General features: G+C 49.1%; 7 protein-coding genes and 1 pseudogene. 3 read left to right on the top strand and 5 right to left on the bottom strand.

All coding sequences use genetic code 11. The annotated features are described in order from the left end of the window. Positions 1-712: 712 nt before the first annotated feature. Positions 713-1,792, top strand: a complete 1,080-nt coding sequence (locus tag HQ41_RS07760; protein ID WP_044190144.1) for an ATP-binding protein — start codon at positions 713-715, stop codon at positions 1,790-1,792. A 230-nt stretch (positions 1,793-2,022) separates the two neighbouring features. Then, complete coding sequence (locus HQ41_RS07755) at positions 2,023-3,195, top strand: porin (RefSeq protein ID WP_161780597.1); 1,173 nt, start codon at positions 2,023-2,025, stop codon at positions 3,193-3,195. Between the two features lie 76 nt (positions 3,196-3,271). Here the strand turns inward: HQ41_RS07755 and HQ41_RS07750 are convergent, their stop codons facing one another. From HQ41_RS07750 to HQ41_RS07730, 5 genes are all read right to left on the bottom strand, one after another. Next, positions 3,272-4,228, bottom strand: a complete 957-nt coding sequence (locus HQ41_RS07750; RefSeq protein ID WP_044190140.1) for an L-threonine 3-dehydrogenase — start codon at positions 4,226-4,228, stop codon at positions 3,272-3,274. A gap of 115 nt (positions 4,229-4,343) precedes the next feature. Then, positions 4,344-6,992 carry a thiol protease/hemagglutinin PrtT gene (locus tag HQ41_RS07745; RefSeq protein WP_044190137.1) on the bottom strand — a complete coding sequence of 883 codons (2,649 nt, stop codon included), beginning with the start codon at positions 6,990-6,992 and terminating at the stop codon, positions 4,344-4,346. A gap of 411 nt (positions 6,993-7,403) precedes the next feature. Next, positions 7,404-9,524 (bottom strand): M3 family metallopeptidase, encoded by a 2,121-nt coding sequence (locus tag HQ41_RS07740; protein ID WP_235316942.1) that lies wholly within the window; start codon positions 9,522-9,524, stop codon positions 7,404-7,406. A 206-nt stretch (positions 9,525-9,730) separates the two neighbouring features. After that, positions 9,731-11,587 carry a DEAD/DEAH box helicase gene (locus tag HQ41_RS07735; RefSeq protein ID WP_044190134.1) on the bottom strand — a complete coding sequence of 619 codons (1,857 nt, stop codon included), beginning with the start codon at positions 11,585-11,587 and terminating at the stop codon, positions 9,731-9,733. A 158-nt stretch (positions 11,588-11,745) separates the two neighbouring features. Beyond that, a complete protein-coding gene (locus HQ41_RS07730; protein ID WP_044190244.1) occupies positions 11,746-12,375 on the bottom strand; it encodes an SIS domain-containing protein in 630 nt (209 codons plus the stop codon). A 195-nt stretch (positions 12,376-12,570) separates the two neighbouring features. Here HQ41_RS07730 and HQ41_RS07725 point away from each other — a divergent pair. Beyond that, positions 12,571-12,863 (top strand): annotated as a pseudogene (locus tag HQ41_RS07725) (transposase); the annotation flags it as partial.

Below are 12,863 nucleotides of genomic sequence, written 5' to 3'. Positions count from 1 at the left end.
TAGGATTAAAACAGCTAATGCCACAAATATAATACAATTCAAACAGATGCCTCCTGCCTCAATCCTGCAAGACTAGGCCTACCCAACTGGCTTACCCGACCTGCAGGGAGGACAGACTCATACCTCGGCAACAATAGTACTATGACGAAAATAGGAGAAGCCTATCCTATTCATTCTTCTACTTTTTAGTTAAAAGCTGTTAATTATATACTAAGATATTTGGGCAAATAGAGCAAGGGTTCGTAAGAGAGAGCGAGATCGCTGAAAAGAATTGATGGGAATACTTTTGGAAATTGGAGGACTAACCTGCCGAGGTGTGTCCACCAATCTCAAAGAGTTGATGGGAAGAAATAGACCAAAATACACTAAGCGTGTATAAGACCCCCGAAAAATATTTTTTATAAACCTATATATTAACAACTTACAAAAACCTCGATTAGGGCGGGTATTTTCATCAGCCTAGGGCAAAGTGCCCAAATGAAGGCAAACGCAACCTAGAGCCCGTTGGGAGGCAAATACGCCATCTACCAGTATCGCTGACACAAACAGCAATACTGATACAAAAGAGCCTCTAAGTGTAGGGAAATGTAAATTGCATAATGGGGCAGCACAGCGCTTGGGAGCAGACGGTTTTTATCCCAAGCCAGACAGTATTATCTCGCCCATCTCACTATCTTTGCTCAGGTAAATAAGGAATTTCTATAAAAGATACATGAATAAAAATATCTTACGTATTGCCCTCACTGGGGGTCCATGCGCTGGTAAAACAACGGCTCTAGCCAAGATCATCGAGCGCTTCAGCGACCTCGGCTACTTGGTGTATGCCCTACCCGAAACACCTACGATCTTCAACAACGCCTCGATCGACTTCGGTACACCCGACAAGCAGTACTTCTACAACATAGAGAAGGCCGTGCTCAAGTACCAGATACAGATGGAGGATACCTTCATGGAGCTAGCCCGCTCTGCCAAGCAACCCGTACTGATCATCGCAGACCGTGGGACGATGGATATCTCCGCCTATATGGAGCCAACGATCTGGCAGGCTATGCTCGACGAACTAGGGCTATCGGAAGTCAAGCTCCGTGACGCTCGCTATGATGGTGTGATACACATGGTGACTGCCGCTATCGGCGCCGAGGAGTTCTACACGACAGAGAACAACAGCGCCCGACACGAAGGCATTGAGCAGGCACGAGAGCTGGATAACCGTATCCTGAAGGCATGGACAGGGCACCCCCAGCTACGTATCGTGGAGAATAATGTAGACTTCGATGTCAAGGTCAATAATACCCTGCGTGCCATTCATAGCATCCTCGGCGATACCGATATGCCTACCGAGACAAGACGTAAGATGCAGGTGCGTGTAGTCGGCGAGATCCCCTATGGCGTAGAAGCAGAGATCTACCAAACCTATATCGATCTCGAGGACGGCTCTAGCCTAAGGCTACGTAAGCGTGGGCTGCGTGGCAACTATGTCTACTTCATGAGCGAGAAGCGCAAGAGTAGTGATATGGCAAGCAAAACCATCATCACAGAGCGCCAAATCAGCCCTGACGAATATCTAACTCGCATGAACCGCATCGACCACCAGCAGGCTACGGTAGTGCACAAGATGCGGAAAAGCTTCATTTGGGCTAAGCAATACTTCGAGCTAGATAGGTTCATAGAGCCAGACTTAGGCTTCCAGCTATTACAAGTCAAGACTGAGGTCGGGGCAGAGATCAAGCTACCACCGTTCGTTGAGTTGATCGAGGAGGTAAGCGAAGATCCTCTGTACGAGAGATTATAAGTATATTTGCCGTTGGTGTGTCATCTGCACAAGTTGTGGGACTATCTGTGTCACTGGCCCAGCTCTAGCGGACACAGCCCTACAATTCGGGCGTACGATGGCGCAGGGTGACGGCAGCTGCGAGCCAAATGTATCTTGTCGCTCCGTCATTTGCTTGTCTTTTTGCTTACTTATTAACTATAATGTCATCTATGAAAAGACTGTTATGCACGCTTGCTTGCTTGAGCTGTATGAGCCTAGCAACAGCACAGAAGACGGTAACCGTGGGCAACGAGGAGCTAAGGATCCGATTTGATGGCCGACTTACGTACGACGGAGCGGTTTACCTCCCCCAGACCGATGTGAGCCAACTACAACACGCCTCCGAACCATTTAGATTCTCTAACGGTGCCAACCTCACACAGATGCGCCTAGGCCTGCACGCCATGTTGGGTAATAAGTGGAGCGGTCGCTTCGATGCCAACTACTCCGATCGCAAAGTAGCGATGACAGACGCAGCCCTCTTTTGGCACATCGATCAGGGCTCCAAGCTCATCATGGGTTACTTCAAAGACCCCGTGAGTATGGAAAACAACACTGCTTCCAAGTATTTAAGTGTCGCCACTCCTATGGCGGTAGGTATGCTCACCAGTGGTGAGCGATACATCGGGGTGACGTATGCCCGCTGGGGCAAACAGTATTGGCTCTCGGCTGGAGCCTATGCTGGCTCCTTAGCAGGAGCCCACCTGCCTAGAGCCAACCGAGGCAACGATGGTTATGGCATCAGTGCGAGAGCAGCCTATGTACCTATCGACAACGACTACACAACCCTACACATCGGGGCCTATAGCCGCTTTAGAGTACCCGACGGTGTGGCTGGGCAGATCAACATCGGCACACTACCCGAGTCTACGATAGACAGCCGTCGCTTCGTCACGACTACGATTAGTGGCGTGGAGAACTACTTACTGGGTGGGCTAGAGGCAGCCTTCAAGTTCGACAAACTATTCATCACGAGTGAGTATCTTTTCAATCGGTACAACTACAAAGAGCGAGGACATTCGTTCGTCAGTGGCTGGACCGTTACGGGCTCCTACATGCTTCTAGGCAAGCAGCGCAAATACATCAAGGGCGAAGCCGTCTTTAATCCCGTGGGCAACCTAGACCACAGAGGAGGGCTAGAGATCATCGGTCGCCTCGGTGCTGTAAACCTCAATGACATCGAAGAGAAGTTCTACGGCGGTCAGGCCTTTGCCGCTATGCTTGGGCTTAACTGGTACCCACGTGCCAATCTGCTCTTTGGTATCGGCTACACCTATCTAGATCACGACATGCACGCCACGGCAGGCGGAGCGATTACGCCCCAGCCTCTGGACGGTGTAGACTTCCACACACTACAAGTCAGAGCCCAAATGATCTTCTAGGCACTTGTATGTACCAAAAGACAGTGGGGAGTATCGAATACTCGATACTCCCCACTGTCTTTTGACTATATCAATGTTACTTACCGAAGCGAGCCTTAAGCGTCTGTATCATGTCTAGGCTCATACTATCTAGGTCGTACTCTGGCTTCCAGTCCCATTCGGCTCGTGCACATGAGTCATCTAGAGAGTTGGGCCAGCTCTCGGCAATACCTTGTCTTAGCGGATCCACCTCGTAGGTCACTTCTAGCTCTGGCATCAGCTTCTTGACCGCTGCAGCTATCTCCTCGGGAGCAAAGCTCATGGCTGCGATATTGAAGGAATTGCGGTGCACCAGCCTAGAGGGGTCGGCCTCCATCAGATCCATACAAGCCCTCAGCGCATCGGGCATATACATCATATCCATATATGTACCGGGCTTAATAGGACAAGTAAACTTACCCTCCTTGACCGCTGCATAGTAGATATCCACAGCATAGTCCGTAGTACCTCCTCCCGGAGGTGCCACATTGGAGATAAGCCCGGGGAATCGTACAGATCGGGTATCTACACCAAACCTCTTGAAGTAATAATCGCTAAGAAGTTCTCCCGAAACCTTGGTCACGCCATACATCGTCTTGGGGCGCTGTATGGTATCCTGAGGAGTTTTGTCTTTGGGTGTTTCTGGGCCAAAAGCACCTATGGAGCTAGGAGTGAAGACTGCACAACCCAGTTCACGTGCCACCTCGAGGGTATTGAAGAGCCCGCCTAGGCCAATCTGCCAAGCCAGCTGTGGCTTCTGCTCGGCCACTGCACTCAGCAGAGCCGCCAGATTGTAGATCGTATCGACCTGATACTTCTTAACGACATCGGCTATTTGCTGCGCATTGGTTATATCAACGATCTCTGCAGGACCCGACTCGAGTAGCTCCCCTTTGGGAGGCATCGAAGGAATATACCCCGCAACGACATGATCATTACCGTAGCGCTTACGCAGAGCCATGGCAAGCTCTGTACCAATCTGCCCCGTAGACCCGATGATTAGAATGTTTTTCATACCTAATCTGTACTGATATGATGAATAATTGAGTTGATTATGGCTGACGCCGTATAGTTAAAAACCAATTTTAGATGCCATTATTTACCTCGCTGGAATAGGTGCGTATAGATGTTCAATTACGCTTCTCCAAGCGCTGTATCCAAGTTCTCTCAGGGGTGCTCAGACGCAACACATATAGCCCCGAAGCAAGTCTAGAGAGGTCGAGCTCACGATTGCCCTCCGAGAGCTCTGTGCTCTGCACACGACGCCCCGACAGATCGAATATCTCTACATAGAGCACGCACTCTGGAGCATTGGCGATGTGCGCCACAGCGTAGGCTGGGTTAGGGTAAACCTGTGGGCTCTGGCGAGCGTGTAGCAGATCAATGCTAGTGATCTTATCTAGATTTTTGAAGCTAACGTATCTGCGTGGTGTAGTGGCCGACCATACATCTACCCAAGCCTCGCCCACGAGTGCTTCTACATGCAACTCATACTCTCTTCCCTCTTTGAGAGAGAGCGTCTTGAATGGAATGCACACCTTGGATCTAGAGGACTTTAGGAAGAGATTTCTCTTGATAGATACACCTTCTTTTTGCCCTAGATCTACCCACGTATTGTCCTGCATATCGAGCAAGCGATAGCGAATAGTCCCTGCATAGTCTGCTCCAAAGTTGCGCACCTCAATGCCGATATCAATCTTATCATACTTGACTACCGCCATATCTAGGATATCGGACTCTATAACCTTGCCATCTTGGAAGAAGTCGAAAGAACCTGCACCCTGATCTACATACTCAAGTATTGGCTGCTCCTCTTGTGCCAAAACCTCTATCTGATAGGGCTCACGAGTACCACTTATGGCATATGTCTGAGCTGGTATGGCCTGACCCGTAAGATCCTCCGTGGGGAGGGTTACGAAGCAGAAGTCTACATTGTAGCGTCCGGGCTTGATTTTACCTCGTGTAGAGAGGCCATAGGAGTAGAGTCTATGGCTTTTCGCATACCCATAGAAATCAATAGGGGTCGTAAAAACAGTATCAATAGGCGCCTTACCGGGCTCGCTGAAGATGAGCCCGACTGAGCCAGATATATGACGAGGCGATGAGTTATAAATCTCTAGAGAAGTCGAGCCAGAACGCCCTAGCACAATGCGATAGACTTCCTTGGGCTGGCTAGTCAGTTTGAGTCTAGGCTTATGCCCAGCATCAACCAAGCTCAGGCTACCTGCTTCGGCCTCGATCTCGATACGATTGGCAGCTCCTATAGGCAGCCATGCTCCCTTAGGTTGCTTATTGGAGGTAGAAACGACCTCTTGGCTGACAGCCCTCAAAGTATATACTCCATCTGCGAGCTCTATGTCGTTTAGGTCTACGGCAAGCCTTATCTGCGCAGGGACATACATGTACATATCCACATCGTATACTACATCGGCACCCGTGAAGACACGCAGTTGCTCGTCCTTGTCATTGTAGAGCGCTACACCTAGGCGACCAGTATAGGAGGGGACAGAGAGATTGGCAACCTGCATGTACTGTACCGTGATTATCTTCTTGCCCCAATCGGTAGCTGGCTGTACCAAAGACATCATGGACTGGGTGAAGCTCAGTCTGGGCTGTAAATCGAGAGGCGTAACTCCCTCTTTGCCTTTGGGGCGAGTGAAAATAAAGAACTGGGCTTGATTAAATTTACCGCCTCCACCACCGATACCAAGACCTTGGGGGTTCATGAAGTTGAGCTCATAGTAGCCATCGCTCAGACCACCCCAGCCCCAGTTCACGTGGACATATCCATTCTCGTCATATCCATCGATGACCCAAGCGTGTCCGCCGAGATCTCCAACGCCGGTCATCAAAACAGGGTAGCCGTTATCAAACTCTTTTTTGAGCGAGGAGAGCACATAATCCTCGTCGGAGGAGTCACGAATGATCGCATGAGTTTGGTAGCCGAAGTGGTTGCGGAAAGCCTTCTCGGCGTCCGAAATGTAGGCACCACTCTCTCTAGGAGTATAACCCATATTGACCGCAACCCCAGCATCCCTCATCAACAGAGCTACAGCCTTGGCCGACTCTGCCGTCCAACCGTCTTGACCATTGTCCCGTCTATAGACATCTTGCATATTGCTCCAGTCATAGGTAGACTTACTAAAGTCTACGGACTGTCTAGGATAATAGAATCTAGCCCCGGGAGCAGCCTTGTACTGTGGCTGATAAGAATTGGAACCCTCACCCTGCTCTGGCCACTTATGGAAGTACATAATCTGAGCCATCGCCGTGGCCAGACACCCCGTGGGTGCATGGGCAGAGCCGACGCTAGGGGTCATATTGTTGTAGGGTTCATCTTGGTTCCACACAGACTTAACGAGTGGAGCCACTACTGGTTTGGGGTATCTAGATAGGTTGCGTAGGCTCCTACTATCTCCTAAGCCAGAGGTCGCAGCACGCAGCTGCTTCACACGCCTCTCATAGTGCTTGAGTAGCGATGCCAACTGCTCAGGCATATTTGCGACATCTACATATCCTCTATCCGAGTAACCAATGACAGCAGGCAAATTGTCATCACCAGAAACGATAACAAAGCCCTGCTTACGCACATCATTGAAGATGTAGTAGCTCTGAGCTTGCCCACTCATTTCTTCGGCTATAGCACTGCGTAGCTGACTGCTATGGTCCACTTCAACAAAGCGAATAGCTATCTTCAAGGCTTCCCTACGCCCCACAGGTCCCGCCGCTGCACTCCAGCCAATAGCTAGCCACAGCAATAGGGATAAGTAGAATTTCATTTTCATGATCCGAACTGATGATTTGTACAGATGATTGACATGAACGATTCATTTATCGCTCCGAAGTTAGTGATTTCTAACTAAAAGATGTCGAAGTAGTAGATATTTTCTTATTCACCGCTCCTGACAACCAGCATTGTTACTTCATCTACGTTCCACAAGGCTTGCGATAGGCTATAAATCAGACATTCCACACAGTAAATAATAAACATATAACAGCAGCTGAATGCTACATTGCTAACAAAGTTTAGCTCAGGTCACATACCTCATTATGCTCTCTACAGCCTCAGCACGTTGCATTTTTCGTATTCTGACGACACACAAAAAGGGCTGTGGACAAAATCAGATTGTACCACAGCCCTAGGATATTTGCCGTCTAGGCATACTAGCCAACGGCTACAAACGAACTAGCTACTTGAGCCCTCTTGCCTTCATAAGGCTCTCAATTTTGGGCTCAGAGAGGCCTGTCATGTCTTGGAAAATTACATTCAGATCCTTGGAGTTGCCTCGAGATAGGATCAGATCTCTTAGACGCTGTCCGTTCTCACGAGTGAAGCCTCCGTTCTCTAGGAACCAGTCGTACGTATTATTGTCTAGTACCTCAGCCCATAGGTAGGCATAGTACCCAGCAGAGTACCCACCACCCATGCTATGGCGGAAGTAAGTACTGCGGTAGCGTGGGGGGATCTGCGCATTGAGCATTCCCATATTCTTGAGGGCTTCGCTCTCAAACTTAGCCACATCGCTCACCTCACTCTGGCCATCTCGCATATGCCAAGCCATATCAATTACCACCGCTGAGATATTCTCACCCAGAGCATAGGCTTGATTAAACTTGGCCGCTGCATTCATACGCTCTACTAGCTCTGCAGGGATGGGTTCGCCAGTCTTATAGTGCTTGGCATAGTTCCTCAGCACTTCGGGGTGAGTAGCCCAATGTTCGTGGAACTGAGAGGGCATCTCAACAAAGTCACGTGCTACACTGGTACCAGAGAGCTTGGTGTACTTCTGGTCAGCAAAGAGGCCGTGTAGACCATGCCCAAATTCATGGAATAGGGTCGTCACCTCGTCCATATTAAGTAGAGTAGGCTCGCCACCAACTGGAGGAGCATAGTTGCACACATTATAGACTACTGGCTTTCTGCCCAGTAGGCGGGATTGCTCTACCCAGTTACTCATCCATGCCCCGCCACTTTTCGTTGGGCGACGATAGTAGTCGGTGTAGAAAATTGCAATCTTATCACCCTTCTCATCGAGCAAGTCATAGACTTTGACATGATCGGCGTAGACGGGCAGATCATGGCGCTCTACAAAGTCCACTCCATAGAGCTGCTTGGCCACAAAGAACAAGCCATTCTTAACCACACTATCCAAAGCAAAGTAAGGTTTGATGTCGTTCTCGTCTAGATCGTAGCGCTGCTTACGGAGTTTTTCGGCGTAGTAATCCCAGTCCCAAGCCTCAAGCTTGAAGTCGGATCCCTCTGTCTTGCGGGCGAAAGCCTCTAGATCGGCAGCATCAGCCTGTGCCTTGGGAGCATATGCCTCAACGAGCTTATGGATAAAGCTGTACACATGCTCTGGCTTGCTGGCCATTTGATCCTTCAGGCCCCAGCTAGCATAGTTGTCGAACCCTAGAATACGAGCTTTCTCTGCTCTTAGTCGTGTAATATCTAGAACGATCTGGCGAGTATCATTGGCGTCGCCACGCTCACCACGCATCATAGACGCCTCGAGCAGACGGCGACGCAAATCACGATTGTTGAGCTCAGGCAAATAAGCAGAGCGTGTCGTATTCTGTATGTTGAGCAGATACTTGCCTGTGTGTCCAGCCTGCTCGGCATCTTGTTTAGCTTGAGCAATTGAAGCAGGCGACAACCCATCTAGCTCGGCCTCCGTATCAACAAGAATACCTGCCGCCTGCGTACCGTCCTTGACTAAATTATTGAACTTGGTAGTCAAGACGCTTAGCTCTTCATTAACCTTCTTCAGTTGCTCCTTACCCTCGGCTGTAAGATTGGCGCCTTGTTTAACGAAGTCGTTGTAGGTAATCTCTAGCAAACGAGCATCTTCGCCCTCAAGCTCATGCATTTGTTGTTCATAAACAGTCTTGACACGCTGAAATAGCCTATCATTGAGAGCTATAGCATCTGAGTGCTTCGTAAGCAGAGGCGTTACTTCTTCCTCTATTTTTCTGATTTCGTCCGTTGCATTAGCTCCCGCCAAGCCAGAGAAAACAGTTGAGGTACGCTCAAGCAATAGACCAGCCCGCTGTAGAGGCACAAGGGTATTCTCGAAAGTAGGTACCTCGAGGTTATTGACAATAGAGTCGATCTCTGCCAGATGCTGCCTCATACCTTCAACGAAAGCAGGCATAAAGTGCTCAGGCCTGATCTGATCAAAAGCAGGAGCTCCAAACTCCAACGTATTCTCTATGAAGAGGGGATTTCCCTCTAGAGAAGAATTGGACTTCTTCTCTCCTTGACAAGCTGCAAGCATAGCTGCTAAACTTAGTGTAATGATTAATTTCTTCATAATGCGATTAACAAAATAGCAATACCCAAAATACGAGAACAAATATAAGCATTTGCCAGATGAAGCACTCAACCTCGCTCTCTCTATACACCTATAAACAAGCTAATACGAAGGACGGCGTGTCGAAATGCAAGTTTCGTCACGCCGCCCCTATTGTACTCCTCCTTAGCTTAAGCTACATTATTAACATTGTAACACAACCTCTCCTATTTCCGCTTCTTGGCATAACGACCATAAAAGGGAGCATCTCCTCTATTCTGCCCTTTGCGAGCCTTGCGGGCGCTAGATCGTTCGTCACTCCAGCTATCTGCATCGGAGCGTCTACCACGACGTTCACTACGCTCGAATCCTCTATCCGAACCTCTAGAAGCCTTGCGCTCCCCCCTAGGCGAAACACCTCTAGAACTACGCACCGCCGTCGGAGCTTTGTCTGCAAACTCAACAGAGATACGTCTACCCTCAACCTCGTAGCGATTCATGCTATCTACAACCTCTTGTGCATCATGCTCGTCTACATCGAAGAAAGAGAAGCGAGGCAAAAGATCAATCTTACCTATCTTGACGCGTCCCGGCACACACTTATTGATCAGCTCAATAAGCTTATTGGGGAACATACGATCCATCTTACCAAAGTTGATAAACAGACGCGTCATGCCGGGTTCGGCTCCACGCTCACGCTTGGTCTTGCTGCTCTCGGCGCTGCGCTCTAGGCGTCCCTTGTCATCGGCCTCCTCGATTTCATCTACACTCTCATAGTAATCGAGCAGACGACGAAACTCCATCAGCATCAGGCGACGCAATAGTTCCTCCTTATCGAGCCAATCAAGCTTGCGCACGATGCCCGGTAAGAAAGCCTCAAGTGTTGCGTCCTCTGTCATATCAACTCGCTCAATACGGTCGGCAAGGTTGTATAGTTGCTTCTCACAGATGTCACGGCCGCTCGGAATGTGTACACGCTCAATCTTACTATTGATAATGCGCTCAATATCCTTGAGCCTACCACGCTCACGACTATGACAGATGGCGATGGATAACCCCGTCTTACCTGCACGTGCCGTACGTCCAGATCTGTGCGTATAGCTCTCTATATCATCGGGCAGACCATAGTGAATGACATGAGTAAGGTCATTGACATCTAGGCCACGAGCCGCTACATCGGTGGCTACGAGAATCTGCAAATTCCGAATACGGAACTTCTGCATCACATAGTCACGCTGCGCCTGACTGAGCTCCCCATGAAGCGAATCGGCATTGTAGCCATCTTTGATGAGTTGGTCGGCAATTTCTTGTGTTTCCTTGCGAGTGCGGCAGAAGACGATACCATATATATTAGGATAGTAGTCTACGATACGCTTGAGGGCAAGATACTTGTGGCGTGCAGCTACCATATAATAGACATGCTTGATATTAGCATTGCCTTCGTTCTTATTACCTACCACGATCTCCTGTGGGTTGCGCATGTAGGACTTAGCAATAGAAGCGATCTCTTTTGGCATCGTAGCCGAGAAAAGCAAGAGGTGGCGTTCCTCTGGTACATCAGCCAAAATAGTCTTGAGGCTATCGGCAAAACCCATATTGAGCATCTCATCAGCTTCGTCCAGAATAACAGTACGTACTTCGGCAAGTGATGCCGCACCACGCTCCATCAAATCTATCAGACGACCGGGGGTAGCTACTATGACTTCGACCCCACGCTTGAGGGTACGGATCTGAGCTTCGATGGACGAACCTCCGTAGATCGGAAGGACACGAACATTGGGTAGATATTTACTGTAAGCTACTAGGTCGTCGGCTATCTGCAAACAGAGCTCACGTGTAGGGCAGAGCACCAAGGCTCTTGGTGCGGCTGATGGTTCGGCATACTCCGACAGCTTCTGCAAGAGCGGAAGTCCAAAGGCTGCCGTCTTACCTGTCCCAGTCTGCGCCAAAGCTACTAGGTCGATAGGATCACCCAAAAGATAAGGGATTACAGCCTCCTGTACGGGCATAGGCTGAATGTAGCCAAGCTCAGAAACGGCTTGGCAGATAGGCGTAGATACGCCCAATTCTTCAAATGTTTTCAATTGTCTTCGTTATATGAATAATTATACGCCCTCGGCTCGGCCATCATCTCAATGGCAGGCACCGAACACGAAGAACTGATACGCCCCTAAATAAGCGACTAGATAATATAGATATGGGACAAAATACCTCGACCCTAAAGACAAACTCACGTCTGTCTTTACTTACTATTCCTTGCTTCCTCTCGGCTCTTAGCCCCAAGATAACCCCCATGATGCCGCAACGCATACTCGTGATGGCCAAATCCGATGCGCTGCATCACGCTTACGACAAGCAAATCTCCTAGCACGGTCATAACCGTAGTACTAGTCGTTGGGGTCAGCCCTAGAGGGCATATCTCGGGCGGATTACCTGTCGAGAGGCATACATCCACCATACTGGCTAGTGGACTATCCACCTTGCCAGTGATAAGTATAGTAGGTATATCTGGTATCATTTGCCGCGCCAGCTCTACGAGCTCGAGCACCTCACGGGTCTTACCCGAGTTGCTGATGATCAGCAAGACATCTCCGGGACAAACCATACCCAGATCGCCATGTTGGGCCTCGCTAGGATGCACGAAGTAGGCTGGTGTACCGGTAGAGCTAAATGTCGTAGCGATATTCAGAGCAATTTGTCCAGCCTTACCCATACCCGAGGTAATCAAGCGACCTCTCCCCTCGTGTATATACTCAAGGATAATGCCGATGGCTCTCTCGTAATCATTAGTTTGAGGAATGGACTGTAGTGCTTTGATTTCCGCCTCCAACATATCGGAGATGGCATACTGGCGTGGTTGATTGACTTGCATACCAATTCTTTTAACTATCACAAAGGTACTCTTTTTATCCTCGCTTGCCAAATTAAGTGCGAAATGGTCTACTCTCACGAAGACTTGTGAAGAGAGACCGTTGCACGACATTTAGCCGCCTTTCGGCTAGAAATGTTGTATATATCTCTGATTATTAATATATTTAACATGTAATTAACTGTATCGACATGNATGAAGCACTCCTTTCTCCGACAAATCAATGCTTGCGTTGATTGGAGAGGTATCCGCACGCTGCTGAACAAGAAGTACACCAAGACACAAAATGCCGTAGGCAACCCTGCCTACGATGCCTTGCTGATGTTCAAGATTCTTTTGCTAGAGACATGGTATGGTTTGAGCGATTATGAGGTGGAGGAACGCATCAATGATTCACTGCTTTTCAGCGAATTCCTTGGCTTAGACCTTGGCTATCCCTCTCCCGATCATAGCACCATCAGTCGCTTTCGCTCGGAGCTAACGCGTCTAGG

It is taken from the genome of Porphyromonas sp. COT-290 OH860, from assembly GCF_000768935.1.
Taxonomy (GTDB): Bacteria; Bacteroidota; Bacteroidia; order Bacteroidales; family Porphyromonadaceae; genus Porphyromonas.
This window is presented reverse-complemented; position numbering and strand designations above follow the sequence as displayed.

What these genes read in the sequence shown, in the direction of transcription:
- HQ41_RS07760 (WP_044190144.1), top strand. Translation starts at nt 713, where the DNA reads ATGAATAAAAATATCTTACGTATTGCCCTCACTGGGGGTCCATGCGCT.
- HQ41_RS07755 (WP_161780597.1), top strand. Translation starts at nt 2,023, where the DNA reads ATGAGCCTAGCAACAGCACAGAAGACGGTAACCGTGGGCAACGAGGAG.
- HQ41_RS07750 (WP_044190140.1), bottom strand. Translation starts at nt 4,228, where the DNA reads ATGAAAAACATTCTAATCATCGGGTCTACGGGGCAGATTGGTACAGAG.
- HQ41_RS07745 (WP_044190137.1), bottom strand. Translation starts at nt 6,992, where the DNA reads ATGAAATTCTACTTATCCCTATTGCTGTGGCTAGCTATTGGCTGGAGT.
- HQ41_RS07740 (WP_235316942.1), bottom strand. Translation starts at nt 9,524, where the DNA reads ATGAAGAAATTAATCATTACACTAAGTTTAGCAGCTATGCTTGCAGCT.
- HQ41_RS07730 (WP_044190244.1), bottom strand. Translation starts at nt 12,375, where the DNA reads ATGCAAGTCAATCAACCACGCCAGTATGCCATCTCCGATATGTTGGAG.